The 25482-nt window shown below is 64.7% G+C and carries 27 protein-coding genes; 13 read left to right on the forward strand and 14 right to left on the reverse strand.

Annotation, left to right across the window (positions count from 1 at the left end; translation table 11 throughout):
- Positions 1 to 131: 131 nt before the first annotated feature.
- Positions 132 to 1424, reverse strand: a complete 1293-nt coding sequence (locus CEY05_RS09205; RefSeq protein ID WP_088598174.1) for an aspartate carbamoyltransferase — start codon at positions 1422 to 1424, stop codon at positions 132 to 134.
- Between the two features lie 97 nt (positions 1425 to 1521).
- The gene (locus tag CEY05_RS09210) at positions 1522 to 2835 is read right to left on the reverse strand and encodes an MFS transporter (protein WP_088598175.1); all 1314 of its coding nucleotides are present in this window, start codon (positions 2833 to 2835) and stop codon (positions 1522 to 1524) included.
- A 68-nt stretch (positions 2836 to 2903) separates the two neighbouring features.
- On the opposite strand from CEY05_RS09210, the gene CEY05_RS09215 reads away from it, so the two are divergent.
- Positions 2904 to 3587 (forward strand): TetR/AcrR family transcriptional regulator, encoded by a 684-nt coding sequence (locus CEY05_RS09215; protein ID WP_088598176.1) that lies wholly within the window; start codon positions 2904 to 2906, stop codon positions 3585 to 3587.
- Between the two features lie 97 nt (positions 3588 to 3684).
- On the opposite strand, the gene CEY05_RS09220 is transcribed toward CEY05_RS09215, so the two are convergent.
- Positions 3685 to 4137 (reverse strand): hypothetical protein, encoded by a 453-nt coding sequence (locus CEY05_RS09220; RefSeq protein ID WP_088598177.1) that lies wholly within the window; start codon positions 4135 to 4137, stop codon positions 3685 to 3687.
- A 128-nt stretch (positions 4138 to 4265) separates the two neighbouring features.
- On the opposite strand from CEY05_RS09220, the gene CEY05_RS09225 reads away from it, so the two are divergent.
- A complete protein-coding gene (locus tag CEY05_RS09225; RefSeq protein WP_143220335.1) occupies positions 4266 to 4535 on the forward strand; it encodes a hypothetical protein in 270 nt (89 codons plus the stop codon).
- Positions 4536 to 4603: 68 nt separating this feature from the next.
- A complete protein-coding gene (locus tag CEY05_RS09230; protein ID WP_088598179.1) occupies positions 4604 to 4837 on the forward strand; it encodes a hypothetical protein in 234 nt (77 codons plus the stop codon).
- 45 nt (positions 4838 to 4882) lie between these two features.
- On the opposite strand, the gene CEY05_RS09235 is transcribed toward CEY05_RS09230, so the two are convergent.
- The 3 genes from CEY05_RS09235 to CEY05_RS09245 form a co-directional block, all read right to left on the reverse strand.
- Positions 4883 to 5395: a BPTD_2524 family lipoprotein gene (locus tag CEY05_RS09235; protein WP_198952728.1), complete on the reverse strand. Its 513-nt coding sequence runs from the start codon at positions 5393 to 5395 to the stop codon at positions 4883 to 4885.
- A gap of 69 nt (positions 5396 to 5464) precedes the next feature.
- On the reverse strand, positions 5465 to 5680 hold the full coding sequence (locus tag CEY05_RS09240; RefSeq protein WP_143220337.1) for a hypothetical protein: 216 nt from the start codon (positions 5678 to 5680) through the stop codon (positions 5465 to 5467).
- 126 nt (positions 5681 to 5806) lie between these two features.
- Complete coding sequence (locus CEY05_RS09245; RefSeq protein ID WP_088598181.1) at positions 5807 to 5944, reverse strand: entericidin A/B family lipoprotein; 138 nt, start codon at positions 5942 to 5944, stop codon at positions 5807 to 5809.
- A gap of 548 nt (positions 5945 to 6492) precedes the next feature.
- Between CEY05_RS09245 and CEY05_RS09250 the strand changes: the two genes are divergently transcribed.
- Complete coding sequence (locus CEY05_RS09250; protein WP_088598182.1) at positions 6493 to 8115, forward strand: NAD(P)/FAD-dependent oxidoreductase; 1623 nt, start codon at positions 6493 to 6495, stop codon at positions 8113 to 8115.
- Between the two features lie 54 nt (positions 8116 to 8169).
- Here CEY05_RS09250 and CEY05_RS09255 read toward each other — a convergent pair whose 3' ends face one another.
- Positions 8170 to 9411, reverse strand: a complete 1242-nt coding sequence (locus CEY05_RS09255) for a TIGR03862 family flavoprotein (RefSeq protein WP_088598183.1) — start codon at positions 9409 to 9411, stop codon at positions 8170 to 8172.
- Between the two features lie 104 nt (positions 9412 to 9515).
- Between CEY05_RS09255 and CEY05_RS09260 the strand changes: the two genes are divergently transcribed.
- Together CEY05_RS09260 and CEY05_RS09265 are read left to right on the forward strand one after the other, a co-directional pair.
- Positions 9516 to 9872 (forward strand): hypothetical protein, encoded by a 357-nt coding sequence (locus CEY05_RS09260; protein WP_088598184.1) that lies wholly within the window; start codon positions 9516 to 9518, stop codon positions 9870 to 9872.
- 486 nt (positions 9873 to 10358) lie between these two features.
- Positions 10359 to 11792 (forward strand): PLP-dependent aminotransferase family protein, encoded by a 1434-nt coding sequence (locus tag CEY05_RS09265; RefSeq protein ID WP_088598185.1) that lies wholly within the window; start codon positions 10359 to 10361, stop codon positions 11790 to 11792.
- An 88-nt stretch (positions 11793 to 11880) separates the two neighbouring features.
- On the opposite strand, the gene CEY05_RS09270 is transcribed toward CEY05_RS09265, so the two are convergent.
- A complete protein-coding gene (locus CEY05_RS09270; protein WP_088598186.1) occupies positions 11881 to 12168 on the reverse strand; it encodes a DUF1488 family protein in 288 nt (95 codons plus the stop codon).
- 270 nt (positions 12169 to 12438) lie between these two features.
- On the opposite strand from CEY05_RS09270, the gene CEY05_RS09275 reads away from it, so the two are divergent.
- The gene (locus tag CEY05_RS09275) at positions 12439 to 12597 is read left to right on the forward strand and encodes a DUF3309 family protein (protein ID WP_082621576.1); all 159 of its coding nucleotides are present in this window, start codon (positions 12439 to 12441) and stop codon (positions 12595 to 12597) included.
- Positions 12598 to 12664: 67 nt separating this feature from the next.
- On the opposite strand, the gene yddG is transcribed toward CEY05_RS09275, so the two are convergent.
- Positions 12665 to 13618 (reverse strand): aromatic amino acid DMT transporter YddG, encoded by a 954-nt coding sequence (yddG, locus tag CEY05_RS09280; protein ID WP_088598187.1) that lies wholly within the window; start codon positions 13616 to 13618, stop codon positions 12665 to 12667.
- Between the two features lie 143 nt (positions 13619 to 13761).
- On the opposite strand from yddG, the gene CEY05_RS09285 reads away from it, so the two are divergent.
- A complete protein-coding gene (locus CEY05_RS09285; RefSeq protein WP_088598188.1) occupies positions 13762 to 15795 on the forward strand; it encodes a bifunctional diguanylate cyclase/phosphodiesterase in 2034 nt (677 codons plus the stop codon).
- Between the two features lie 24 nt (positions 15796 to 15819).
- Here the strand turns inward: CEY05_RS09285 and CEY05_RS09290 are convergent, their stop codons facing one another.
- Together CEY05_RS09290 and CEY05_RS09295 are read right to left on the reverse strand one after the other, a co-directional pair.
- The gene (locus tag CEY05_RS09290) at positions 15820 to 16293 is read right to left on the reverse strand and encodes a MarR family winged helix-turn-helix transcriptional regulator (protein ID WP_088598189.1); all 474 of its coding nucleotides are present in this window, start codon (positions 16291 to 16293) and stop codon (positions 15820 to 15822) included.
- A gap of 4 nt (positions 16294 to 16297) precedes the next feature.
- Complete coding sequence (locus CEY05_RS09295; RefSeq protein WP_088598190.1) at positions 16298 to 17905, reverse strand: MDR family MFS transporter; 1608 nt, start codon at positions 17903 to 17905, stop codon at positions 16298 to 16300.
- A 141-nt stretch (positions 17906 to 18046) separates the two neighbouring features.
- On the opposite strand from CEY05_RS09295, the gene CEY05_RS09300 reads away from it, so the two are divergent.
- From CEY05_RS09300 to CEY05_RS09315, 4 genes are all read left to right on the forward strand, one after another.
- Positions 18047 to 18478 carry an Lrp/AsnC family transcriptional regulator gene (locus CEY05_RS09300; RefSeq protein WP_088598579.1) on the forward strand — a complete coding sequence of 144 codons (432 nt, stop codon included), beginning with the start codon at positions 18047 to 18049 and terminating at the stop codon, positions 18476 to 18478.
- Between the two features lie 156 nt (positions 18479 to 18634).
- Positions 18635 to 19462: an IclR family transcriptional regulator gene (locus tag CEY05_RS09305; protein WP_088598191.1), complete on the forward strand. Its 828-nt coding sequence runs from the start codon at positions 18635 to 18637 to the stop codon at positions 19460 to 19462.
- Positions 19463 to 19544: 82 nt separating this feature from the next.
- Entirely contained in the window at positions 19545 to 20309 is a 765-nt protein-coding gene (locus CEY05_RS09310) for an HpcH/HpaI aldolase/citrate lyase family protein (RefSeq protein ID WP_088598192.1), read from the forward strand.
- A gap of 16 nt (positions 20310 to 20325) precedes the next feature.
- A complete protein-coding gene (locus CEY05_RS09315) occupies positions 20326 to 21774 on the forward strand; it encodes an NAD-dependent succinate-semialdehyde dehydrogenase (RefSeq protein WP_088598193.1) in 1449 nt (482 codons plus the stop codon).
- A 74-nt stretch (positions 21775 to 21848) separates the two neighbouring features.
- On the opposite strand, the gene CEY05_RS09320 is transcribed toward CEY05_RS09315, so the two are convergent.
- On the reverse strand, positions 21849 to 22937 hold the full coding sequence (locus CEY05_RS09320) for an ornithine cyclodeaminase (RefSeq protein WP_088598194.1): 1089 nt from the start codon (positions 22935 to 22937) through the stop codon (positions 21849 to 21851).
- Between the two features lie 327 nt (positions 22938 to 23264).
- Positions 23265 to 24611, reverse strand: a complete 1347-nt coding sequence (locus CEY05_RS09325) for a D-alanyl-D-alanine carboxypeptidase family protein (protein ID WP_198952729.1) — start codon at positions 24609 to 24611, stop codon at positions 23265 to 23267.
- Positions 24612 to 24913: 302 nt separating this feature from the next.
- Here CEY05_RS09325 and CEY05_RS09330 point away from each other — a divergent pair, with 302 nt between their 5' ends.
- Positions 24914 to 25153: a hypothetical protein gene (locus CEY05_RS09330; RefSeq protein WP_088598195.1), complete on the forward strand. Its 240-nt coding sequence runs from the start codon at positions 24914 to 24916 to the stop codon at positions 25151 to 25153.
- Between the two features lie 8 nt (positions 25154 to 25161).
- Here the strand turns inward: CEY05_RS09330 and CEY05_RS09335 are convergent, their stop codons facing one another.
- Positions 25162 to 25467 (reverse strand): hypothetical protein, encoded by a 306-nt coding sequence (locus tag CEY05_RS09335; protein WP_088598196.1) that lies wholly within the window; start codon positions 25465 to 25467, stop codon positions 25162 to 25164.
- Between the last annotated feature and the right edge of the window lie 15 nt (positions 25468 to 25482).

Here is a 25482-nt window from a genome sequence, read left to right on the forward strand (position 1 = left end):
TGACTCCCAGTGCCGGCAAATGAAATAAAGCCCCTCGGGCCGACCCCGTGGGCGACCCGGCAAACAAAAAGGCACTCCGCCCCATGGGCGAGAGTGCCTTCGGAGACCGCGCCGGGCGCGGTACGACGAGCTTACTCCAAACCGTGGAACACCGAATCGTCGGGTCCGACGTGCGAGGGATGCTGCCACGTCACATCGCGCATCGAGTGCTGCACCAGGCCTTCCACCCCCAACAGCACGGCAAAGATGGCCATGCGGATAGGGATCCCGTTATCGGTCTGGCGGAAGATGGCCAGGCGTGGATCGTGATTCAGATCTACGCTGAGGTCGTTGGCGCCCGGACGGCTGTCGCGCGGCAACGGGTGCATGACGATGGTATCGGGACCGCAATAGGCATCGATGGTGGCGCGATTGATCTGGAAATCCGGCGTATAGCCTTCCTGCGCCTCGTCGACGAAACGCTCCTTCTGCACGCGCGTCGCGTAGATCACGTCCGCGCCCGACAGACCGTCGGCCAGCGACGTCTTCTGCTCGATCACGTTGCCGTTGCGCGAAGCCGTGTCGACGATATACGCCGGCATTTCCAGCCCGGGCGGCGACACCAGCGTGAACTTCACGCCGCGATACAGCGCCAGCAGCTTGATCAGCGAGTGCACCGTGCGGCCATACTTCAAGTCGCCGACCATGGCGATGTGGGCGCCGTCCAGCAGCTTGCCCAGGCGCGAGAATTCGGTAAGGATGGTGTACAGGTCCAGCAGCGCCTGGCTCGGATGCTCGCCGGGGCCGTCGCCGCCGTTGACCACCGGGATATTGGTGGCACGCGCGAATTCCGCCACCGACCCTTGTTCAGGATGGCGAATCACCATGGCGTCGACATAACCGCTCATCACGCGGCTGGTGTCGTAGATGGACTCGCCCTTGGCCATCGAAGAGAACGTGAAGCCGGTGGTGTCGCACACCGAGCCGCCCAGGCGGCAGAACGCCGAACCGAAACTGACGCGGGTACGGGTGCTGGCTTCGAAGAACAGGTTGCCCAGCACCGCGCCTTCCAGCACGCGCGATATTTTCTGGCGGCGCGCGATGGGCTGCATCATGTCCGCAACGCGGAACAGGTCTTCCACCGATTCGCGCGTGAACTGGTCGACCGACAGCAGTTGTGGCCGGCCCTCGACGCTGATGCGGTCGCGCAACGGCCCGGACTGGGCGCTCTGCGTATACTTTTCGAGCAGGACATTGTTCTGCACGATTTCCGAGACGAAACGCTCGACCACTTCCGGCATGGTGCGGAATTCCTGCGAGCCTTCCGGCAACAGCCAGGTATCTAGAGCGCGTCGCTTGACGCCGATACGCGTGGCGAAGACGTCACGCGTCAAATTGAGGCGGCGCATGGCGTCGCGCAGGAAAGCTTGCTGGGAGATGGACATGGTCGGTCCTGAGGAGGTTGTATACGCGTTTGCGATATGTACGCGTTGCGTATATTAATCCTCGATAAAAACCATGTCTATGGCTTTTGCGTACATATCACGCGGTCGCCACCCGCCCGGCTCTGGCGCTGCGCACCTGCAAGGCGATCAAGGCGGCGATGACGCCCGTGGCACCCGAGATCAGGAAAGCGTTCAGGTAGCTGCCCTGCGCGGCACGGACAGCGCCCGCCATGAAGGCGGCACTGGCGGCCCCCAACTGGTGGCCGGCGACGATCCACCCGAACACGATCGGCGCATCCCGCTCGCCGAACGACTCCACGGTCAGGCGCAGCGTGGGCGGCACCGTGGCGATCCAGTCCAGGCCGTAGAACACCGCGAAGATGCCCAGGCTATAGATGGAGAAATCCGAGAACGGCAGGAACATCAGCGACAAGCCGCGCAATCCGTAATAGACGAACAGCAGCTTGCGCGGATCGTAGCGATCGGTCAGCCAGCCCGACGCCGTGGTGCCGACGAGGTCGAACAGCCCCATCACCGCCAACAGGCCCGCGGCGCGCACCTCGGCGATACCCTGGTCATTGCACAGCGCAATGAAGTGGGTGCCGATCAGGCCATTGGTGGTGAAGCCGCAGATGAAGAAGGTGGCGAACAGGAACCAGAAGTTGCGCGTCCGCACCGCCCGGCCCAGCACCGAGAACGCCGCCTTGAGGGGGTTGGTATGCACGGGCGCGGGCGCCTTGTAGTCCGCATCGGCGCCATAAGGCACCATGCCCACGTCAGCCGGCCGCTCCGGCAGGATCAACCAGGCCAGGGGCAACAGGCAAAGACACACGGCGGAAATGGTCAGCACCACGGGACGCCAGCCCCCGCTTTCGGCCAGGGCGGCCAGGCCGGGCAGGAAAATCAAGGTGCCGGTGGCGGTGCTGGCCGTCAGCAAGCCCATCATCAGGCCGCGGTGCTTGACGAACCAGCGATTGACCACGGTGGCCCCGAACACGATGGCCACGCAGCCGGTCCCCACGCCGGACAGTACGCCCCAGCTGACGATCAGTTGCCAGGGTTGCGTCATCCAGGCACTGGCCCCCGTGGCCACGGTCATCAGCACCAGGGCCGACAACAGCGTACGACGCACACCATAGGTCTGCATCAGCGCGGCCGCGAACGGTCCCACCAGGCCATACAGGAATATACCGATCGCCGCGGAGAGGGACGTGATGTCGCGGCTCCAGCCAAAAGCGTTTTCCAACGGCACGATCAGCACGCCCGGCGCGGATCGCTGGCCGGCGCCCGCCAGCAGGGCAAGGAAGGCGATGGCGACGACAACGAAGGCATACTTCTGGCCGAATTTCTGCCCGAACTTCTGCCTGAAAGAAGGCCGCCGGGGCGATTGCTGCTGGCTTGCTGAATTCATGTTACTGACCGGTACGTTTCAGATTGGCGCATAATACGGATCTGGCTGTAGCTATGTCAAGGACATTCATGACCACGAAAACGCTTGCGCCGACGCCATCGCAAACGCCCTCCCCGGCATCTGGCGCGACGGCTCCCGCGGCTACCGAAAAACCGATGCGCGCGGCGGAACGCATCCAGCGCACGGCGTCGGACCTGTTTTACCGCGAGGGCATACGGGCGGTCGGCGTCGACGAGATCGTTACCCGGGCCGGCGTCACCAAACCCAGCCTGTATCGCAGCTTCGGCTCCAAGGACGAACTGGCGGCGTCCTATATGCGTGAATACGACGGCCAGTTCTTCACGCGTTTCGAGCAGGTCATCGCGCCTTATGAAGGCGACCCGCGCGCCCAGTTCATCGCGTATTTCACCTACATCGCCGGCCGCACCGAGTCACCCGATTACCGCGGCTGCGGCATGAGCAATGCCGCTGTCGAGTATCCGCGCACCAGCGACCAGGCGCAAATACATCCGGCGCGGCAGGTTGCGGAAAACAACAAGCGCGAATTGCGACGCCGCTTCCGCGCCATGGCCGCCGCCGCGGGTGCGAGCGACGCGGCGGGCCTGGGCGACGCCCTGTTGTTGATTCTTGAAGGTTGCCTGGTGTCCGCGCAGCTGTTCGAGCTGAATGGCGGCCGCCCATCGAAAGCGGCTCCCGCGGCGGTGCGGCGGCTGATCGATGCCTATCTGGCCGCGGACACCGAGGCCCGATAAGGCTGGGAAAAGCAGCACCCGTGCGCTACGGCGGCCAAGCGATGCCTGGCTGGCACAGGACTGACAGGGCGGCGGCCATGGCCCCGCGGCAAACGCCTTAAACCGGGGCCGGCGCGCTGACCTTCAGCGCTGCATTGCTGTTCTGGTATGACGCATCGTCGTGCAGCATGCTCGAACTATTGGCGACCGTGCTCCAGCAGCCCAGCACGAAAGCCACCACGGCGCACAAGTACGCCAGCACGCCGATCACCATGGGCAGCCAATGCCCGCGCCCGGCCCGGCCGGCGGCGATCTGGCGGAACAGGCTGAAATGCGCCAGATAGGAAAACAAAAGACCCAGCGCGCCGCAAGCCAGGCCGCCGGTAAAGGCCAGCGCGGCCTCCTGCAGGTCGGGCGGGTCGATGTCCGCGCCGACGATACCCATGGAGAAGGACAGCACCAGCAACAAGGCAATGCCATTGGCCAGGCCCAGCAGGCGGAACCCGGCGAGGGCATGCTGGGTCAGGGCTTGATAAGCGTTCGCGGGACGGGTGTTGTCTGGTAAATCCATGGAATGTCGAATGCTCAGGTAGCGGCGGGGGGCGGCATGGGGTCAGGGACACAGCATAGCGGGGAATCGCCGCGGCGGGAACGAGGCTTGCAGCATCTGGCGGGCTTATGTCCGAAGGGGATCCGACGATGAATAAACCACTGCGCCCGTCCAATACTCGCGCCGATCAAGACCACGCGCCGCGCGAGACCAGCCTGAATGCACGGGTATTTCCGCCGGCCACGCCTGTCGATGTGCCCAATCTGCCGAAAAAGGTGGAATCCACCAGGGCGGGCGCCGCAGGCACTGCCGGCACCAAACCGGATGGCCCGGCAGTGGAAACCGATGCGGAACACAACTGGGCCGACAGCACGCAACCTGCCCCCTACAAGAAGAAGGCCCGTACCTCGATTTTCTGACGGCGGGGGCCGCGGCAGTCAGTTGCATGCGCCCCTCGCGTTCACCCTTATCCACACCGGAGGCGTCCATGCCCAACAACGCACGTACTCTCAATCCTGGTAGCGACAAGTTGAGCGACTTCAAGACTCGTGCCGATACGATGGCCGGCACGCACGTCCTGCCCATGCCGGACCAGCAACCCGTGGTAGCCGGCATGCCGCGCCGGGACCGCTCCCTGACCGACCCCGGCGACCCTGGCATTCCCCGTCCGGAAGACGACGGCTATGGCAACAAGGCGTCGGATCTATCCGAAAAATCTTGATAGCCCCTGCACTGCCGCCTGGTCATCCGGGCGGCCGGAGTCATTTCAGTTGCCTGCGTCCGGCAACGGTACGCCCTGCAACGTCGGCGCAGTCCGATCCAGCAAGGGCGCGACGTTGCCGCCGGGCCCCTGGCGGCAGTCCGGCGTGGCCGACTGGATCGACCGGCGGGCCGCTTCCATTTCCGGCTGATCCCACGGATCCCCGCCAAACACGGTGACCGTCACCGTTGCATAACGCGCGGTATTGACCGGGCCATCGGGCCGCACCTTGATCACTTCCAGCAGCTTGGCCGGCTCGGTCCGCTTATAGACCGACACTGTGCCGGTAGCGGTCCGTTCATCGTAGGAAATATTGGACAGGTAATTGAGGCCATAGGCGTACACCACTTCCGTATGGCAAACGCGCACAAACTCGCTGGTCCGACGGAACGCGGCCATGTAGTCGGTTTGTACCGGGAAGGTCAGCGACGGGAAATTACCATCTGATGTGACGCCCTCCGCGGCGCAGCCGCCGAGAAGGACAAGGGCGCTCGCCAAGAGAGGCCGGAAAACGGACATGGATGCTCCAGGGCAAAAATTGGGCTTGAAACCCTGGGATTATGCAGCACCGACGGCCTGCCCTGCCATTTAGCGTGCCGACATCGGTCCTACATAGGCACCCAGTGCGCTGACGCCAGGCCGCGTGACGGCCGTCTTGCCGGCGCGTTGCTCGATGTAATTCATGGCTTCCAGCTGCCCGCGTACGGGTTGGGGAATGTTGAAACCTATCAACGAAGCCTGGGTCCGCAACTCCTTCAGCCAGCGGAATTGTTCCGGCGTCAATGTGGGCGTTGTTCTAAACATTTTTCTGCCTCTTCGAATCCTGGGAAGACGAATGCAGGGGCGCGACGCGGCCACCGGCCCCCGCTCGACCACAGGCCCGTCACCTACCGGCCATGCCGATGGGTGACGGGCCCAGCTTGCGGCTGATTACTTATTGCGATCGGCCGCGCCCTGGATCTTTTCGCCGCCGCGTTCAATGTCCTGGCCCGCGCCGTGCATCGTGTTGCACCCCGCGACCAAAGCGGTGAAAGCAAGCATTACAACGAGAAGGGCTTTGTTCTTCATGGTCTTTCCTTTGATAGGCAATAAAGAAAAATCGATCGAATGGGTCGATTCCCGTCACCTCAACAGCAAACGGCGTGCCCGGGTAAGTTCCCGTGCCGTTACGTTTTAGTACGGTTCTTCCGTACCGACCTCCCGCTGCTTTCCCCCGCCGGCGCGGGCACGGCATATGCCACTTTCGCCGCAGCAGTCACAACCGCAGACCGGAGGCCTTCATGTCCACCAAGCCCGACATTGCACCGAACACTCTCAACCCGCGTACGCTCGACTCCGCCGACGTCCCCGAGGTCCTGGCTCAAAACGCGGTTCCCAGCATTCACCGGGAGCCCGCACCGGGCGAACCGCCCTTGCCCGACGAGCCCCCTCTGCCCGGCGATCCGCCGTTGCCGGGCGATCCCCCGGGATCGCCCCCGTCCCCTCAGGCGCAGTGATGAACTACCCACCCTGACCTCGGGTGCGAACCTGAAACGCCATTGCTGAATTAAAATCGCACCAGCGGCCGCATGACGCGGCCGCTTTGCATTGCGCCATAAGCGGCGCCGGACCTCATCATGTTGCGCATTTCAGAAATCAAGCTGCCTCTCGACCATGCCGAGGATGCACTTCGTCTGGCTATTCTCCAAAAACTGGAGATTGCCGCCGACGACCTCATCTCCTTCTCCATTTATCGGCGTGGCTACGATGCCCGCAAGCAGGCCAACATCCTGCTGGTGTACTCGGTCGACGTCGAGCTGCGCGACGAGGCAGCCGTCCTGGCCCGCCACAGCGGCTCGCCGCATGTGGCCCCCACGCCGGACATGACCTACCGCTTTGTCGCCAATGCCGCCGCCGCGCCCTCCGCCGCGCGACCGGTGGTGGTGGGCATGGGCCCTTGCGGCCTGTTCGCCGGCCTGATCCTGGCGCAGATGGGTTACCGCCCCATCATCCTCGAACGCGGCAAGGCCGTGCGTGAACGCACCAAGGACACTTGGGGCCTGTGGCGCAAGGAAGTGCTGCACCCCGAATCCAATGTGCAGTTCGGTGAAGGCGGTGCCGGTACGTTCTCCGACGGCAAGCTCTACAGCCAGATCAAGGATCCGCGCCATCTGGGCCGCAAGGTACTGGAAGAGTTCGTGCTGGCTGGCGCGCCCGAGGAAATCCTGTGGGTCAGCAAACCGCACATCGGCACGTTTCGCCTGGTCAGCATGGTGGAAAAGATGCGCGCCACCATCGAGTCGCTGGGCGGCGAGGTGCGCTTCGAACAGCGCGTAACCGACCTCGACCTGAACCACGGCGAGCTGCGCGGCTTGACGCTGGCCAGCGGCGAATACCTGCCCTGTAGGCATCTGGTGCTGGCCATCGGCCACAGCGCGCGCGATACCTTCGAGATGCTGCATCAGCGCGGCGTCTTCCTGGAAGCCAAGCCCTTTTCCATCGGCTTTCGCATCGAGCATCCGCAGTCGCTCATCGACCGCGCGCGCTTCGGCAAGTTCGTCAAGCATCCTTTGCTGGGAGCGGCCGATTACAAGCTGGTGCACCACGCCAACAATGGCCGCTCGGTGTACAGCTTCTGCATGTGCCCCGGCGGCACGGTCGTGGCGGCGACTTCCGAACCCAATCGTGTGGTGACCAATGGCATGAGCCAGTACTCCCGTGCGGAGCGCAATGCCAACGCCGGCATCGTTGTCGGCATCACGCCGGACGATTATCCCGGCGGGCCCCTGGCCGGCATCGCGTTCCAGCGGGAGTGGGAATCACGTGCTTATGAGTTGGGCGGTGGCGGCTATCACGCGCCGGGCCAGACCGTGGGCGATTTCATCGCGGGCCGGGCGTCCACCCAGCTGGGTTCGGTCGAGCCTTCCTACAAGCCGGGCGTCACGCCCACCGATCTGTCGACGGCCTTGCCGGGCTACGCCGTGGAAGCCATCCGCGAGGCCTTGCCCGCCTTCGATCGCAAGATCAAGGGCTATGCCATGCACGATGCCGTGCTGACCGCCGTCGAAACCCGCACGTCCTCGCCGCTGCGCATCACGCGCAATAACGACGACTTGCAAAGCGTGAACACCGCCGGCCTGTTCCCCGCGGGTGAAGGCGCGGGCTATGCGGGCGGGATCTATTCCGCGGCCATCGACGGCATCGAAGTCGCGGAAGCCGTCGCGCGCGACATCCTGGCGCGCCAGGCCAAAGTGGCATAAGCCCTTGCCGGCAGGGCGAAAGGCCAGGGATCAGAGTGGAGCCCACGTTGCCGTTTACGGCCGCGTGAGCCCCAGCCGCGCGGCGGCACCGGCGCCGGCGATTGCGCCACCGGCGAAGCAGGCCGTCAGCAGGTAGCCTCCAGTAGGCGCATCCCAATCCAGCATCTCGCCGGTACAGAAAACGCCCGGCAAGCGACGCAATTGCAGATCCTCGTCCACCTCATCCAGGCGCACGCCACCGGCGCTGCTGATGGCTTCGTCGATGGGCCGCGGTCCCGACAAGCGTAAAGGCAGGTCCTTGATGCAACGCGCCAGCCAGGCCGGATCATTGAAAGCCTCGGCCGGCGCGCATTCACGCAGCAAGGCCATCTTCACGCCTTTCAGGTTCAAGCGGCTCTGCAGATGGCTGGACCAGGAACGGGCCCCGCGCGGATGCGCCACGTCCATGGCGACGCGGTCGGCATCCATCTGCGGCAGCAGATCCACCCGCATTTCCGCGTAACCTTGCGCGCGCCATTGTTCCCGCAGGGCGGCGGACAAGGCATAGACCAGCCCGCCCTCCACACCGCTGGCGGTCAGGATGAATTCGCCGCGCCGCATGCCCCCCTGCCCGACCCGCGCCGCCACCGCCTTGACCGGCTCGCCGGCATGGCGTTCACGCAAGAACGGCGTCCACTGCGCATCGAAGCCGCAATTGGACGCCATCAGGTCATTCACGCCGACGCCACGCTCACGCAACAAGGGCACCCAGGCCCCATCCGACCCCAGGCGCGCCCAACTGGCGCCTCCCAAGGCCAGCACCACGGCATCGGCGCTGGCGCTTACCTGTCCCTGCGGGCTGGCGAAAAGAAGTGCGGACGTGGCCGTCCAGCCCAGCCACCGATGGCGCATGTGGAACTGCACGCCGGCGGCGCGCAAACGGGCCATCCATGCCCGCAACAGCGGCGCGGCCTTCATTTCCTGGGGAAATACGCGCCCGGACGTGCCCACGAAGGTTTGCACCCCCAGGCCCTGTGCCCAATCCCGCAGCGCCTGCGGCGACACCGCGCCCAGCCAGCGTTGCACCAGGGGCTGGGCCGCCACGTCGTAACGGCCCAGGAATGCCGGCAAGGGCTCGCTATGCGTCAAATTCAGCCCACCCCGTCCCGCCAGCAGGAATTTCCTGCCGGCCGACGGCATGGCGTCGTACACCTCCACGCGCGCGCCGGCCGCGGCCAGCACCTCGGCCGCCATCAGGCCGGCAGGACCGGCGCCGATGACGATGGCGGTGGCTGGAGATTCGAGCGGACGGACCATGAAAGCGCTTGCGGACGGGCAAAGGCGTAATACTAACCAACCTGCGGCGGGTCGGTTAGCATCGGGGCTGGCGCGGTTTCGCGCGCGCAGCACAGGATGCCATTATGAGTACTACGTCCACCTCGACGCCCGACCAACCGCAATGGGGCTATGAACGTCCCGATTGCCGGGGCCCCAATGCGCTGGGCCTTTTCATCGATGACCTGCAACGTGTGCTGGACATCTACGCCGACGACATCGCGGCACAACCGGCCCAGCTTTACGAAGCCCAGGCCCAGGCCAATGAGTTGGTGCGCCGTTATGCGGCCTTGAAGGGGGTGCCGGCGGCGTTCGAAGGCCAGTCCGTGAACCTGCGCGTGGCGCGTAACAGTGCAGGATCGGTACAGCTGGTGCCGTTGTTTTCCGCCGGACTCAAGCAGGCCCTGATAAGCCTCTTGAATGTCGGCGGACCCAGGCAATAGCAGCCCGGGTATGCGTCAGCAGGCTGACGGCGGCGCGCACCAGCCAGGCTGACTGTTCCAGTACGCGTACTCGCGCCGGCCCATCGGCGCATAACAGCACGCGGCCACCGTAGGCCATCGAGTAGGTCTGGCCGGGTGCGACAGGCATGCGTATGGAAAAAGACGCGTCCCCCAAGGGAACCCATTCCTGCACAACGACACGGCTGCCATGCACCCCCACGATCGTGCTGTCTGCACGCACGAACAACATGCGGGTTTCTCCCCCCGCCAGACTGATATCCCGAATACGTTCGATTTCTGTGTCCATTTGACGGCTCCAACGATCAAAATTGATCTGCCGCCAGATTAGGTTTCACGCAATTGTTCTGGCAGGTACACACTGTGCTTATCTTTATCAAATCAGACGCATAATCACAGCTCTGTTATTGTCTATTTCCAGATAATCTGTATCTACCCTGCCCACCCGGGCACCCGCATGATTCGGCCATGGAACCTCTGTATCAACGCTTGGCCGATCACTATCGGCAAGCCATTCGTTCTGGCGTATTGGCACCCACGGCACGCATGCCGTCCGTTCGTAACCTCGTAAGACTGCATCACGTCAGTCTGTCCACGGCGCTGCAAGCCTGTCGCCGCCTGGAAGACGACGGCCTTATCGAAGCGCGCCCCCGTTCAGGTTATTTCGTCGTAAAGCGCAAGCGGGCGACACTACCGCCCATCGATGAGCCCGAGACCGGCAAAGTGCTGAACCCGGCGTCCTACGTCGGTATCCATGACCGCGTTTCGGATTTCATCGCCAAGTGCGAAATCCACCCCAACAAGTTCAATTTCGCCACGGCGGTGGCGCCTCCCGACGCCTATCCCACCGATGCGCTGAAGCAATCCATGCTGCGCATGGTGCGGCGCCATCCGCAACTGCTCACCAGCACCGTGCCGCATGGCGGCCATCCCTGTCTGCAGGCGGCGCTGGCGCGGCGGGCGCTGGATAGCGGCGTCAACGCCGCGCCGGACGACATCCTGGTCACGCACGGCTGCATCGAGGCGCTGAACCTGGCGCTGCGCGCGGTCGCCAGCCCCGGGGACACCATCGCGGTGGAGTCGCCCGCCTACTTCGGCCTGTTGCAGATCCTGGAAAGCCTGGGCATGCGCGCGCTGGAAATCCCCACCAGCCCGGCTACCGGTATTTCCATCGAAGCCCTGGACCTGGCCTTCCAGACGCATGCCGGTATCAAGGCCGTGGTGGCGGTGCCCAATCTGCACAACCCCCTGGGCAGCATCATGAGCGATGCCGACAAGGCCAGGCTGGTGGAACTGTGCGAACGGCAGAACATTCCGCTGATCGAGGACGACACCTACGGCGCGTTGGCCGAGAGTGACGAACCCTTGCGCGCCGCCAAGGCCTGGGACCGTGAAGGCAACGTCATTTACTGTGCCTCGCTGCACAAGACCCTGGCGCCGGGATCGCGCCTGGGCTGGCTGATCGGCGGCCGCTGGAAGGCCCGCATCGCGATGATGAAGTTCGTGCAGAGCCGCCCCAACGAACCGTTGATGCAGCTGGCCGTCGCCGATGTGCTGGGCGCCAAGGCCTATGATCGCCACCTGGTGCGCCTGCGCAGCCGCCTGAAGGCGCAACGCGAACGCATGGCGCAGGCCATCGCGGATTACTTTCCGCCCGGTACCCGTTTGAGTATTCCGCACGGGGGCATGCTGTTATGGGTGGAGATGCCCGACGGGCGTTCGTCCAAGTCGGTGTTCGAGACCGCGCTGCCCTTGGGCATACGGGTGGCGCCGGGGCGGATGTTCTCCAACTCCGATCGCTACGAACACTTCCTGCGCATAAGCTGCGGCGCGACCTTCACCGCCGATGTGGAGGCGGCGGTCCGCACGCTGGGCCGCATCGTGGCCGGAAAGTCGTCCTGAGCGTCGTCGTCCCGAGCGGCGCCGTCCTGCGCGTTGTGCTGCCCGGCGCTGTGTTTCTGGAAGCCTGCGGTTGACCGCGGTGCCGCGCTCAGCGGCCCGCGCGCTCGCTGGGGAAATCCGAGGAACTCAATAACACCGGCAAAGGATGGCTTTCGCGGAACTTGCGTTCCGCCAGTGCGTGCAGGGTGCGGCGATTGCCGTGATAGGCATCCAGCAGGCTGGCTTCCTCGACGCCGGCGCCGAAACGGGCCCGCAGCACTTCCCAGGAAACGCCTGCCTGGATGGTGCGCGCGCCCGCGGCGGTTTCGAACCAGATCACGTGGGCGGAGCGATCGTTGACGGCGTTGTCATTTATGACAATAGTGTTTGCTGCCATGGAGCTCTCCGTAACGATCAAGGGTCGTGCAAGGGGGATATATGCGAGCTAATCGTAGCGAAGCCCGGCCTTACCGTGTGTAACGTTAGCAAGCATTCGACGTATTTGGGCAACATCATCCAAAAGAAGTTTTGATTTTCCTTGACCACGGCTTCCTGGTGCCGGGCGCGCTACTTGCTCTAGCGTTGGCAACGGTTTGGCGCCTACCCGACGCGCCACCGGATTCACACCCGCTGCCCGTATCGACGAGGCGGAGATAAGGAGAAAACCATGACTCTCGGCACCATTCTGTTGATCATCCTGATCCTGCTGCTCGTGGGCGCCCTGCCCAGCTGGCCGCACAGCCGCAGCTGGGGCTACTACCCGAGCGGCGGCCTTGGCCTGGTCCTGGTCATCGTCATCGTTCTTCTGCTCATGGGAATGATATGAGGTCGGGACAGCGCGGCATGAGAACCGCGTAAGGACGCCATCGACGCTCCCCCCTGGGGAGCGTCTTTCATTGGGCGGGCCGGGCGACGCGACGGGTCGCGTGCCAGCACAACATGGAACCGGCACACACCATGGCCGCGCCCTGCCAGAACGTGAATGAGAGCGGCGCGCTCAGCATGACGGCGGCAAGCGCCGCCGACAGCAAAGGCGTGAAATACGATGCGGCGGCCATCAGGGTGACATTGCCGTGCAGGATGCCGACATTCCATGCGGCATAGCCGCCGCCCATGGCGCCGGCCGCCAGCAGGACCTGTATCAGCACATGGATCGACACCTGGGTCGACCCTTGCGCCGGCAGCGGAGTCGTCCCACCCATTTGCGCCGCGCTCTCGATCCATATCGCGCCGCCATCCTGCAAGGCGTACTGCAACCAGAAGGCCAGTGCGGTCAGGGCGAAGAAAAACGTTATGCCATTGCGTCCCGCTGCCAGGCGCGTGGTCACCGTGCAATAGGCGGCCCACAGCACCGCGCCCGACAAGGCCAGGCCATAGCTCAAAGGATTGTCGCCGACGCTGGCCAGCGGGCTGGCGAGCGACCGCGTTTCGCCGCCCTGCGCCCAGAGCACCCCCAGCAAAGCCAGCACCAGCCCCGGCCAGACCAGCCAGCTGGCGCGCTGCCCGTTGAACAGGATCGCGAAAGCCACCGTCAGGCTGGGCCACAGGTAGTTGACCATGCTGACCTCGATGGCCTGCTGGCCGCTGTGCGCATACCCCAGCGACAGGGCCAGGCAGGTCTCATAGGCCACGAACAACAGGCTGCCCAGATAAAGATAGCGGCGCGGGAAGTCACGCAACGAAGGCCAACCCGCCACGAAATACAGCAGACACGCCCCCGCGGAATAAATCGCCGCCGCGCCCAGCATCGGACCGAGACCCACCGTGACGCTACGAACCAGGCCCACCATCGCGCCCCACAGCAGAATTGCGCACAGGCCAATCAAGGTAGCTTTGTTGCGAGACATAGGTCCTGACGTTGTTGCGCTGTATCAAAACAGCGAAAATACAAAAAAATCAAAATACAAGCCAGATAATCAATTGCGTGTCTACACGCTTGCGGCAGCCTCGGCCCGTGTCGCGGCGGCGCGCAGCACATGGAGTTTGAAGTATGCAGGTGCAGGGCCGGGGATTTCGATGGGGCGTGTATGGGGTGCTCACGCTGGTGATCGTCGCGGGGCTGGGGCTGTCCGCGTTCATGGCGAACAAGGCCGAGAATTTCGGCAAGGCCTTGCGGCCCTTGCTCAATGTGAACCTGCCGGCTTACGAGCATTTGGCCGAGTTTGAACACGCGGTGCTACTTTACCAGTTGGCCCTGAACAAATACGCGACGCAATCCATCGATCACGATCGCTTCGTGATGCTGACGACGAACCAGCGCGAAGACATGAAGCGCGGGCTGGAAATCCTGCTGCGCGATTTTCCCGGCCATACCGACGTCGCCCCCATACGCGCGGCCAGCAGCCGATTGCTGCCCCTGGCCGGCCGCCTGGATGGCATGCTGGCGGACCCGACCAACGCCGGCAGCGGCACGCGCGACCTGCTGCAGCAGGCCAATCGCTACACCAACGACATTCGCGACCAGCTGGTGCAGTTGAAGCACGATGCCACCACCGGCCTGGAGCAAGCGCAGGCACTCACCCACACCAATATCGAGTCGATGTCGCGGCTGGTGCATGCCTATACCCTGCTGACCCTGGCCGCATCGCTGTTCATGATGTACCACGTGCGTGCCCGCCTGCGCAGCGAACACCAGCTTGCCATCCAGGCCTCGCACGATCCCTTGACCGATCTCGCCAACCGCCGTTCGTTCGAACGGCGCCTGCGCCACATCAAGGGCCAGCCGCACACGCTGGCGCTGGGCATGATAGACCGCTTCGACCGGGTGGTCGGCGGCCTGGGCTATACCTTCGCCGATCGGCTGATGCGCGAGATCGCCCAGCGGGTGCGCGCGGCCGCCGAGCAGCATGGCGGCGAAGTCTTTCGCCTGGACGGCGCTACGCTGGCGGTGCTGTATCGCGGCAAGGAAGCGAGCACCGCGCCCGGCACCGCGGCGAGCAATGCAGCCAAGACCGCAGCCAGTACCGCAGCCGGCGCCGAGAGCCACACCGTGGCCAGCATGGTCGGCGGCGCAGGCGCCACGCCGGATGCGCTGGAGACCTTGCGCGAAGCCATGCGCCGGCCGTTTCGCTTTGGCAAACACGAGGTCTTTCCCAGCCTGAGCCTGGGCAGCGCTGACTATCCGGCCCAGTGCAGCGACGTGGGGCAATTGCTGACGCACGCCGACGCGGCACTGCGCGCGGCGCGGGAAGCCGGCGGCGATATCGTCATTCCCTACTCCGATGCCATCAGCCAGCAGACCCGCCACAACCTGCACCGCGAGGCGCAGCTCGCGCATGCCCTGGAACGCGATGAACTGGTGCTTCACTACCAGCCGCAGGAACGCCTGGACGGCAGCGGCCTGGCCGGTTTCGAAGCGCTGCTGCGCTGGCGCCATGGCGATGCATTGATCCCGCCCGCGGAATTCATCCCCATCGCGGAAGAGTCCGGGCTGATCATTCCGATCGGCGCGTGGGTCCTGGAACAGGCTTGCCGCCAGGCGCGCCTGTGGCAGGAACTGGCGCCGGACCGCCCACTGGTCGTGGCCGTGAACATTTCGCCGCGCCAATTCGGCCATCCCGACTTCCTGAACCGCGTGTCCGGCATCCTTGCCGAGACCGGCGTCGATCCCACCCGGATCGAACTGGAAATCACCGAAAGCATGCTGATGCAGGACCACGGCCGCAGCGAGCACCTGTTGCGCGCACTGCGGGAGCTGAGGCTGCAATTGGCCATCGATGATTTCGGCACCGGCTATTCCAGCCTGGCCTATCTGAAGCGCTTCCCGGTGGACAAGCTGAAGATAGACCAGTCCTTCATCCGTTCTCTACGGCCCGGCGGCAACGATGCGGCCATCGTGCGCGCCATGATCAATATGGCGCATCACCTGGGGCTGCGTGTCATTGCCGAAGGCGTGGAGACCGCCACGCAACGCGAATGGCTGCGCGATTGGGGATGCGACGAAATCCAGGGCTACTGGTACGGCAAGCCCATGCCGGCGGAGAGCGCGGGCTTCTTCATCACGGAAGCGCCAGCCTCGGCATGACCCGCGCGGGCCAGCTTGGCCCGCCTAGGGCTGCGTGGCCTGCTGGGCTGCTTGCTGCGCCTGCGCCGCCAGCTGGGCGCCCTTGAAGTTCTCTTCCAGCGCGGCCAGCACCTGATGGAAGACTTCCATCTGCTTGTTCGTCAAGCCGTCCAGGGTATGTTCGAAGAATTCGGCGCGGCGCGGCAGGGCCTCGGCCACCACGCGCTTGCCCTGCGCCGTCAGGGTGGCGTTGATCAGGCGATTGTCCTGTTCATCGATGCTGCGGCTGATCCAGCCCAGGCCTTCCATGGCCTGCAGCTGCCGCGTCAGCGACGCGGGGTCCAGGCGGCACCGTTCAGCCAGCATTTTCTGCGAGCAGCGCCCTTCTTCGTGCAAGGCCAATAGAATGCGCCAGCGCGGCAGGGCGTGCCCCACCTGAGCGCTGAAGGCAGTCATCATCACACGATAGGTCTGGCCTAGCTGCTGGACGGTACGCAGGCCCTGTTGTTCTTTTGCCATGGCGCTATTCTGCCACGGGTCCGGCGGCCGGCTTGCCGACAGCACGCGCCAACTTGATCGGCGGTACCCGCCGCACGCACCACAGGGTCAGGATGGCCACGGCCAGCACCACGATCTGGCCGTCATGGATCGCGCTTACCAGCGATTCCCGCGCCACCTCCAGGAAGGACGCGCCGTTGCTGCCGGCGGCCGCCACCTGGCCCATGAAGTCCGATTGGGCCTGCGGATTGACCAGGATCTGCGGATCATCCAGCTGCGGCAACCAATGCGCCGCCTGGCTGGCCGCCAGGGCAGACTCGACCCCGCTGACATAGCTGTGATTGACCATGGTGCCCACCACCGCCGTGCCTATCATGCCGCCTATCATGCGCAGCGACTGCAGCAAGGCCGTGGCGATGCCCAGATGGGCGCGGCCGGCGGTCTGCTGGGCGAACACGGTCAGGTTGGGCATGACAAAACCCAGGCCCAGACCGGCCATCAGCATGTAGCAGGCAATCAGCACGCGCGGGGTGTAGTGATGGGTGGTGATGACGCCGGCCGTGGCCAGGCACAGCAGCAGGCAACCCACATACAGCATGTTGTTGGGATTCTTGATGCGCGTGACGATACGGCCATTGGTGATGCTGCCCACCGTGATGAAAGCGACCATCGGGGTCACCAGCAGGCCGGCATCCTTGGGCGACAGTCCGAATCCGCCCTGCAGCAACAGCGGCGCATAAAAGAGGAAGGAGAACATGGTCACCCCCAGCAGTAGCGCCAGGGTGAACAACGCGGCCAGGCTGCGATTGCGGAACATGTCCAGCGGCAGCAGCGGTTGCGGGCAGCGCCGCTCCCAGTAGATCAACAGGACAAAGGCCAGCACGCTGGCAATGCCCAGCCCGAACGACGTGGCACTGGCGCCCTGGGTCGGCAGCAGTTCCACCATCAGCTGGATGCCGCCCAGGGCAATGGCGATCAGCACGGCGCCCGGCCAGTCCAGGCGTATCCTGCCCTGGTTCACGCTCTGGCGCAGATGCGGCAGATGGCGCACCACGAACCACAGGCCCAGCAGACCCACCGGCAGGTTGACGTAGAACACCGACCGCCAGCCGTAGTATTCCGTGAGAAAGCCGCCCAGCGTCGGGCCGACCGCATTGGCGATGCCGAAGGCCGAACTGAACATGACCTGCCAGCGCAGCCGCACGTGGGAATCGGGAAAGAGGTCGGGAATACAGGCGAAGGCGGTACCCACCAGCATGCCGCCGCCTATGCCCTGCAGCGCGCGGGCCAGGACCAGGAACAGCATGCTGTTGGCCGCGCCGCACAGCACCGACGCCAGCGTGAAAACAACGATGGCGCCCACGACGAAGGGCTTGCGTCCGTAGTAGTCGCCGAGCCGGCCGAAGATGGGAATGGTCACGACCGACGTCAGCAGGTAGGACGTGGCCACCCACGCATAAAGATCGAAGCCCCTGAGTTCCGCCACGACGGTGGGCAGCGCCGTACCGACCACGGTCTGGTCGACGGCCACCAGCATGACGACGAAGCACATGCCCAGCATGGCCATCAGGGATTGGCGAAACGGCAGCACCTGGCCGGCGGAATGGGGAGTATCTGGAGCACGGGGCGCCATTTATGGACCTATCAATAATTGATCTATCAATCATTCTAGCGCAATGCCGCTTCGAAGGCATGAGCATTCAACCGAAATAGAGGGTCGTTGCGCCGGTGGTACAGTGAAGCCCCCCTGCTGCCCAGCGCCGCATCGCTGCACATGCTAGATACATTGGACGATCTCGATCACCGCCTCATCGCGCTTTTGCGCGATGACGGACGGCTGCCTACCGCCACGCTGGCGAAGAAGCTGTCGGTATCGCGCGGCACGGTGCAGAACCGCATCGATCGCCTGCTGCGCAGCGGCCTGCTGCTGGGCTTCACCATCCGTCTGCGCAGCGAAGTGGAGATTCCGGCGGTGCGCGCCATGACGCTGGTCGAAGTGCGTGGCAATGAAACGGACGCAGTGGTCGGGGCCTTGCGGCGGCTGCCCGAAGTGGTGGAGGTGCACTCCACCAGTGGCCGCTGGGATCTGATCGTGGAGATCCGCGTGCAGGACCTGTCGACCTTCGACCGGGTGCTGCGCGACGTGCGCAGCATCAAGGGCATCGCCAACTCCGAAACCAACCTGATGCTGGCGCATTACAAGTAGCACCCTGCCCGTTCTCGCAAGATCATGCGGCCGGGCCCCTGCACCCAGACCATCCACTAACCTTGCCGCGTCGATGCGTTGACGATGCATCGCAGGGCCGCTTAGAATCGCTTGTCATCCGAACATATGTTCGGACTCCGATCATTCTGAGCACAGATGGCCACCCTCAATCCCAAGAACCAGGTCAACTCGGTCGCCAAGGCCTTCGCCGTCATCAAGGCGTTCGATGCGACGCTGCCTGAAATGACCATCTCCGAGATTGCCGCGCGCGCCGGCCTGGACCGCGGCACGGCGTTTCGCCTGATCCAGACCCTGGTCATGTTGGGCTACGTGCATGCCGTGCCCGACAGCAAACGCTACCGCCTGGGCCTGAAGTGCCTTGAACTGGGTTATGCCGCGCTGTCCAGCCGCCAGGACCTGGCCGATCACGCGGAACCCCTGTTGCGCGCCGCCGTGCCCGCTGTCGCCGATGCGGCATCCCTGGGCACGCTGGACCTGGGCGAAGTGGTGTACTTGAAGCGCGTTCAAGCGGGCCTGGGCCGCCACAACATGCAACGCGGCCCCGGCACGCGCATCGGCGCCTATGGGTCCGCGCTGGGGCACGCCATGCTGGCCTTCCTGCCGCGCGCGCAACAGATCGCCGCGCTGGAAAGCGCGCCGCGCATCAAGCTGTCCGAACACACACTGACCGAACTGGATGCCTTGCTGGCCCGCCTGGATGAAGTCCGCGCCCGCGGCTATGCACTGTCCGATGGCGAGAATGCCTATGGCTTGCGCACCATCGCCGCGCCCGTACTGGCCGAGGACGGCATGCCGATGGCGGGTGTCAGCCTGACGATAGATGCCGGCCGCATGGCGATGGCGGATTTCGTCGCGCAAGCGGCCGACAGCCTGCGGCAACTGGCGCGGCAACTCACCGACGCCGCCCGCCTGTCCGGTGGCGCCATCCGCAACGGCAAGCTGCCAGCCAGGCCGGCGGCCTGAAAAACTTCCACGGCATCGAAAGAACGATCAGAACCTGCAACGCATAACTCAAACCCGGCATTTTTCCACCGCGAGGATAGACATGGAATTGCGTACCAACCGCTTCAAGCGCGATCTCGGCCGCCGCCAGCAGATCGGCATGTTTTCCACTTTGGGCGGCGCCGTCACGACGGAACTCTTCGGCGCGTGCGGCTTCGACTGGATCCTGCTCGACACGGAACATTCGCCCAATGAACTGCCGGACCTGATCCATCAGATGCAGGCACTGGCCGCGCTTGACGTCAACGCCATCGTGCGCCCCGCCTGGTCGGACATGGTGCTGGTCAAACGCATCCTGGACGCGGGCGCGCAGACCTTGCTGTTTCCCTACATCCAGAACGCCGAGGAAGCCGCGGCCGCCGTCAGCTATACGCGCTATCCGCCGCATGGCGTGCGTGGCGTGTCGGGCAGTTCGCGCGCCGCCGCCTATGGCCTGATCCCCGGCTATTTCAACAAGATCGCTGACGAGATCTGCGTGCTGGTGCAGATCGAAACCGTCGAGGGCTTGAAGAACCTGGAAGCGATCGCCGACGTTCCCGGCGTCGATGGTGTGTTCATCGGACCGGCGGACCTGTCGGCATCCCTGGGCCATCTGGGCAACGCCCAACACCCGGAAGTGCAGGCCGCGCTGGACGATGCATTCGCGCGCCTGCACGCGAAAGGCAAGCCCTCCGGCTACCTGACCACGCGCGAGGACGATGCGGCACGCCGCATCGCGCAAGGCGTGAGCTTCGTCGGCGCCGCCACCGACACCTCCATCATCACCAACGCGACCACCAGCCTGCTGGGCCGGCTGCGCCAACCCTGAGCACGGGGCCGATGACATGAAAGACACCGCAGTCTCCTATCCTGAACTGGCCCTGCTGATCGATGGCGAGTGGCTGGACAGCAGCAGCCGCCCCGGTCGCACCATCAGCAATCCCGCCACCGGCGCCGCATTGGGCGCCCTGCCCTACGCCACGGAAGCGGATCTGGCGCGCGCGCTGAGCGCCGCCGAACGCGCGCTGGCCAGCTGGCGCACCGTGCCTGCCTACGACCGCGCGATCATCCTGAACCGCGCCGCCGCCTTGTTGCGCGAGCGCTGCGAAGCCATCGCCACGGCGCTCACGCTGGAACAAGGCAAGCCCCTGGCCGAAGCGCGCGGAGAAATCCAGACGGCCGCCGACATCTTCGCCTGGAATGCGGAAGAAGGCCGGCGCGCGTATGGCCGTATCGTGCCGTCGCGCACGCCCAACCAGCGCAATATGGTGGTGAAGGAGCCGATCGGCGTCGTGGCGGCTTTCGCGCCATGGAACTTCCCCGCCGCCACCGCGGCGCGCAAGATCGCGGGATCGCTGGCGGCCGGCTGCGCCTGCATCATCAAGCCGGCGGAGGAAACCCCCGCCACCGCGCTGGCGCTGGCGCGCGCCCTGGTCGACGCGGGCCTGCCGGCGGGTGTGCTGAATGTGGTGTTCGGCGAACCAGCGCACGTGTCCGGCTATTTGCTGCGTTCGCCTGTCGTGCGCAAAGTGTCGTTCACCGGCTCGACCGTGGTGGGCATCCAGCTGACCACCCTGGCTGCCGCTGACGTCAAGCGCTGCACCATGGAATTGGGCGGCCATGCGCCGGTCATCGTGTGCGACGACGTCGATCCGCGAGAGGCCGCCCGCCTTGCCGTGGCCGCCAAGTACCGCAATGCCGGCCAGATCTGCGTGGCGCCTACCCGCTTTTATGTCCAGGACGGGATCTTCGATGCGTTCGCGGCGGCGTTCACCGAAGCGGCCGCCGCCCTGGTGGTCGGCAACGGCCTGGATCCGGCGACGCAGATGGGCCCGCTGGCGAATCCGCGCCGCATCGAGGCCATGGACAAACTGACGGCGGAAGCGGTGGACCTGGGCGCAAGACTGCTGACCGGCGGCAAGCGCCTGCCGGGCGCCGGCTATTTCTACCAGCCCACGGTGCTGGCCGACGTGCCGGAGCACGCCCGCATCATGAATGAAGAACCGTTCGGACCAGTGGCCATACTCAACCGTTATGCGGAATTGCCCGACGCATTGCTTGCGGCGAATCGCCTGCGCTACGGGCTGGCGGCTTATGCGCACACGCACGATGCGCGGCGCGCGCAGCAGATCGCCGATGGCATGCAGGCCGGCACCATAGGCCTGAACACCTACACGGTGACGCAGACCGAGATGCCTTTCGGCGGCATCGACCACAGCGGTGACGGCAAGGAAGGCGGCATCGAAGGCCTCGATGGCTATCTGGTCACCAAGATGGTGATGCATCTTCCTTGATGCCTTGATGCTTGGGTATCTGCCTGCGTATCACGCGGGCCCGTGCCGCACGAGTGAACGGCACGGACCCGCCCTCAAGCCGCGGCAGACAGGCGTTCTTCCGTCAGGCGCGCAGCCAACGCGTCAGCCCCCACCGGATCCCGCTGCACGAGCGTGGCGCCGAACAGATTCTTGGGGTCGCCAGCGGGCGGCACCAGTGCCAGCATGGTGCCTACCCCATGGGCTTGCGCCAACCGGTCCAGATAACAAAGCGCCGAGTAGTCTTCCAGGGCGAAGCCGACGGAATCGAACACGGTGACCTGCTGGTCCGATTCGCGCCCCGCGGCGCTGCCGTCCAGCACGCGCCATAACTCGACCACGGGAAAATTCGCGGGCATCTGCTGGATCTCGCCTTCGATGCGCGATTGCGGCTCGTATTCCACCACCACCCGCGCCGCCCGCAGGACATCGGCATGCAGTTCGGTCTTGCCGGGACAGTCGCCGCCCACCGCATTGATATGCATGCCCGGTTCGATCATGTCCGGGGTGAGGATGGTGGCATAGGCCTTGTCCGCGGTGACCGTGGTCACGATGTCGGCACCCCGCACGGCCTGCGCCGTGGAGGCGGCGCAAGACACCGCCAGGTCAGGTACGGCATGGGCCAGATTGCGCCGCAGCTTGGCGGTGGCGGCGGGATCGATGTCGTACAGGCTGACGGCTTCGATACCCAACAAGGTGTGGAAGGCGATGGCCTGGAATTCGCTCTGCGCGCCGTTGCCGATCAGCGCCATGCGTCGCACGGCGGGCCGCGCCAGGCGCTGCGCCACCATGGCTGACGTGGCGGCGGTACGTAGCGCCGTCATCAAGGTCAGTTCGGACAGCAGGCGCGGGTAACCGGTCTCGACGTCGGCCAGGGCGCCGAACGCCATGACGGTGGGCAGGCCCAGCGCCGTGTTGCCGGGATGGCCGTTGACATACTTGAAGGTGTAGCGGGAGCGGTCGGCCACGGGCATCAATTCGATCACGCCGCGCGCCGAATGCGCCGCCAGACGAGGGGTCTTGTTGAAGTCGTTCCAACGCAGGTAATCGGCTTCGATGGCGGCCGCGAGTTCGGTCATGAACCGGCCGGCGCCGACGTTGCGGACCAGGGAGGCAAGCTGAGGCACATCGATGAAGCGGGTCATTTTTGGCTCTTTCTGCTGTCTAGTGGGTATGTCCACCATCATGCTTGAGCCGGGAATTAACGAATAGCTAGAAGACTGACCATCTTTACAGCAAAGCCTGGCAGATCGTCAGGTAAAAATGCCGTTTCGCTAGTTTTGTGGGCGTGCAACCCCTGCGCGGCGTACGCCGGTGCTGCGGGAAGATGTTTTTCGCGGCGCTGGCGCGCCGCGTAAATGGCGGCAAGGAAGGGATCGCTCGGCCTATCCGCGGCGCTGCGCCCCGTGGGGCGCGTGCGCTGCATGGATGGGAGCAAGGACCGGCCGGAGCCGAGCCAGCACCTGCACCGTTTACGCGGCGGGCTTGTCGCCGCCCATCAGTTCGTGGACCCACAGCTTCATGCCGTCCCAGCTGCGGCCGAAGAAGCCGGCCTCTTCCACCGGTTCCAGGGTGAGCACCGGGAAGGTCGTGACGGCCTTGTCGTCCAGCATGACGTTGACCTTGCCCACCGTGGCATCCTGCGCCAAAGGCGCGACCAGCGGCTGTGCCTGGGGTGCCAACGCCGGCTTCAGCTTGGTGGCCCACGCACGCGGCACGGTGACCAGCACGTCCTTTTCGAAGCCGATCTTGACGGCGTCCTGCTTACCCTTCCATACCTGCGGCGTAGCCAGCACCTGCCCCTTGGTGTAAAGCTTCAAGGTCTCAAAGTTGCCGTAGCCCCAATTCAACAGCTGGCCCGTATCCGCCACGCGCGCTTTTTCCGAAGGCGCGCCCATCACCACCGAAATCAGCCGGCGCTGGACCGAGGCGCCAGGCCGCAGCGCGGATACGATCATGCAATAACCGGCCGCATCGGTATGCCCGGTCTTGCCGCCCTCGACGGAAGGATCGAGCCACAGCATGCGATTGCGATTGGGCTGGGTGATGTTGTTGTAGCGGAAGGACTTCTGCTGATCGTAGTGGACGTACAGATCCGGAAAGTCCGTCATCAAGCGCGCCGCCATCCTGGCCAGATCCGAGGCCGTGGAATACGTCTGCGGATCGGGCAAGCCGTGCGGGCTGTTGAAGTGCGTATGCGCCAACCCCATGACCTGCGCCTGTTCATTCATCTTCTGCACGAAGGCGCCTTCGGAACCCGCGGCCGCTTCGGCCAGCGCCACCGCCGCGTCATTGCCGGACTGGATCAGCAGCCCCGACAGCAGGTCGTCGATGCTGACCTCCTTGTTCGGCTCGATGAACATCTTGGAACTGCCCGGCGCCACCTTCCAGGCATCCACGGACACCGTGACCATCTGGTCCAGCTTCAGCGTCTTGTCGCGCAGCGCGCTGAAGATCAGGTAGGCCGTCATGATCTTGGTCAGGGAAGCCGGCTCGACACGTTCATCCGCATTGCGCGACGCGATGACGGCACCGCTGGTCTGGTCCAGCAGCAGCCAGGCCTTGGCATTCAGCGTGGGCAGTGGCGCGGTGGTGGCATCGTTCGGAATGCCGAAGACGGGCGGCGGGCCATTGTCGACGACCGGTTCGTCAGCCGCCGGGGCTGCCTTCGCCGCGGACTTCGATGCCGCCTTCGACTTCTCGTTCTTGTGCGTGGGATGCGTCGACGTCGCGGCCGTGGCCTGCATCGGCAGGGCCAGCGAGACGGAAAGACAGATGGCGTTGAGGGAAAACAGGGCGGCGGTAGTGCGTTTCTTCATAAGGGTGTCTGGCGTCTCTATCTCTGTATGTCCAAGCTTGCGAATCGCGAACCGCCAGCAAGCTGCGCATGGCGATTCACCAGCCGCATCGGGTCGGGCGTGCTCGTTAGGCCACGAAAAGGGCCATGAGTTCACATGATCGGATGCAGCATCATACCTGCGCCTTAGTACACCCATCGGATAGGCGTCTCTCATGGGCACGCCTAGACTGTTTTTACAAAACGTATATGCACAAGCAGACTAGTCCACTGACGCAATCGATCGGGGCAAGGGCGCCGATAGCGGACTGGAGAGGAGACAGCATGACGGCGGCCATTTGGGAAATCTCGGTTTCCGAGAACGGCGCGAAGTTCTGGCTGGAGGATGGCAGACGCTACGTGGTCTGCCTGTGCAGCGCGGACGTGCTGCGCAGGGTCGAAGCCCGCACCGGCTTGCAAGGCAGCGCGGCGTTGCGCGCCGTGCAGGGCGAGTTGATCCAGGAAGCGCACCAGCGCCTGGTCGACCAGGAACCGCCGCCGCTACGGCTGCTGTATCACGATTAAGGCTGTTTTCAGGCCTGCTTGTCTTGCGCCTTGCGCGGCGCGGGCCCGAAGGCCGAGCGCCAGGCCGACAGCAACAGCCACCACGCGCCCCATGCCAGCAGCAGGCCCGCGGCGATACCCCAGACGTTTTGCTCAGACGAGGGCCGCGTCAATTGCGACCAGGCACTGGCGCCGGCCCAGACGGCCAGCAGCAAGGCGACGATGCCCCCCAGCAGTCGCAAGGTCCGCACGACCACACGGTTGGTGGACCGCGTCAGCGTGCCTACCCCGTTGTGCCTGACTTGGCCGATATCGCTGGAATCTCTACCGTTCATGTCCTGGTCTCGTCA

Origin of the sequence: Achromobacter sp. HZ34, from assembly GCF_002209485.1 — a bacterium.
In the GTDB taxonomy this organism is placed as follows: Bacteria; Pseudomonadota; Gammaproteobacteria; order Burkholderiales; family Burkholderiaceae_B; genus Bordetella_C.

Excerpts from the sequence above, each read along its gene's own strand:
- CEY05_RS09205 (WP_088598174.1), bottom strand. The coding sequence starts at position 1,424 with ATGTCCATCTCCCAGCAAGCTTTCCTGCGCGACGCCATGCGCCGCCTC.
- CEY05_RS09210 (WP_088598175.1), bottom strand. The coding sequence starts at position 2,835 with ATGAATTCAGCAAGCCAGCAGCAATCGCCCCGGCGGCCTTCTTTCAGG.
- CEY05_RS09215 (WP_088598176.1), top strand. The coding sequence starts at position 2,904 with ATGACCACGAAAACGCTTGCGCCGACGCCATCGCAAACGCCCTCCCCG.
- CEY05_RS09220 (WP_088598177.1), bottom strand. The coding sequence starts at position 4,137 with ATGGATTTACCAGACAACACCCGTCCCGCGAACGCTTATCAAGCCCTG.
- CEY05_RS09225 (WP_143220335.1), top strand. The coding sequence starts at position 4,266 with ATGAATAAACCACTGCGCCCGTCCAATACTCGCGCCGATCAAGACCAC.
- CEY05_RS09230 (WP_088598179.1), top strand. The coding sequence starts at position 4,604 with ATGCCCAACAACGCACGTACTCTCAATCCTGGTAGCGACAAGTTGAGC.
- CEY05_RS09235 (WP_198952728.1), bottom strand. The coding sequence starts at position 5,395 with ATGTCCGTTTTCCGGCCTCTCTTGGCGAGCGCCCTTGTCCTTCTCGGC.
- CEY05_RS09240 (WP_143220337.1), bottom strand. The coding sequence starts at position 5,680 with ATGTTTAGAACAACGCCCACATTGACGCCGGAACAATTCCGCTGGCTG.
- CEY05_RS09245 (WP_088598181.1), bottom strand. The coding sequence starts at position 5,944 with ATGAAGAACAAAGCCCTTCTCGTTGTAATGCTTGCTTTCACCGCTTTG.
- CEY05_RS09250 (WP_088598182.1), top strand. The coding sequence starts at position 6,493 with ATGTTGCGCATTTCAGAAATCAAGCTGCCTCTCGACCATGCCGAGGAT.
- CEY05_RS09255 (WP_088598183.1), bottom strand. The coding sequence starts at position 9,411 with ATGGTCCGTCCGCTCGAATCTCCAGCCACCGCCATCGTCATCGGCGCC.
- CEY05_RS09260 (WP_088598184.1), top strand. The coding sequence starts at position 9,516 with ATGAGTACTACGTCCACCTCGACGCCCGACCAACCGCAATGGGGCTAT.
- CEY05_RS09265 (WP_088598185.1), top strand. The coding sequence starts at position 10,359 with ATGGAACCTCTGTATCAACGCTTGGCCGATCACTATCGGCAAGCCATT.
- CEY05_RS09270 (WP_088598186.1), bottom strand. The coding sequence starts at position 12,168 with ATGGCAGCAAACACTATTGTCATAAATGACAACGCCGTCAACGATCGC.
- CEY05_RS09275 (WP_082621576.1), top strand. The coding sequence starts at position 12,439 with ATGACTCTCGGCACCATTCTGTTGATCATCCTGATCCTGCTGCTCGTG.
- yddG (WP_088598187.1), bottom strand. The coding sequence starts at position 13,618 with ATGTCTCGCAACAAAGCTACCTTGATTGGCCTGTGCGCAATTCTGCTG.
- CEY05_RS09285 (WP_088598188.1), top strand. The coding sequence starts at position 13,762 with ATGCAGGTGCAGGGCCGGGGATTTCGATGGGGCGTGTATGGGGTGCTC.
- CEY05_RS09290 (WP_088598189.1), bottom strand. The coding sequence starts at position 16,293 with ATGGCAAAAGAACAACAGGGCCTGCGTACCGTCCAGCAGCTAGGCCAG.
- CEY05_RS09295 (WP_088598190.1), bottom strand. The coding sequence starts at position 17,905 with ATGGCGCCCCGTGCTCCAGATACTCCCCATTCCGCCGGCCAGGTGCTG.
- CEY05_RS09300 (WP_088598579.1), top strand. The coding sequence starts at position 18,047 with ATGCTAGATACATTGGACGATCTCGATCACCGCCTCATCGCGCTTTTG.
- CEY05_RS09305 (WP_088598191.1), top strand. The coding sequence starts at position 18,635 with ATGGCCACCCTCAATCCCAAGAACCAGGTCAACTCGGTCGCCAAGGCC.
- CEY05_RS09310 (WP_088598192.1), top strand. The coding sequence starts at position 19,545 with ATGGAATTGCGTACCAACCGCTTCAAGCGCGATCTCGGCCGCCGCCAG.
- CEY05_RS09315 (WP_088598193.1), top strand. The coding sequence starts at position 20,326 with ATGAAAGACACCGCAGTCTCCTATCCTGAACTGGCCCTGCTGATCGAT.
- CEY05_RS09320 (WP_088598194.1), bottom strand. The coding sequence starts at position 22,937 with ATGACCCGCTTCATCGATGTGCCTCAGCTTGCCTCCCTGGTCCGCAAC.
- CEY05_RS09325 (WP_198952729.1), bottom strand. The coding sequence starts at position 24,611 with ATGAAGAAACGCACTACCGCCGCCCTGTTTTCCCTCAACGCCATCTGT.
- CEY05_RS09330 (WP_088598195.1), top strand. The coding sequence starts at position 24,914 with ATGACGGCGGCCATTTGGGAAATCTCGGTTTCCGAGAACGGCGCGAAG.
- CEY05_RS09335 (WP_088598196.1), bottom strand. The coding sequence starts at position 25,467 with ATGAACGGTAGAGATTCCAGCGATATCGGCCAAGTCAGGCACAACGGG.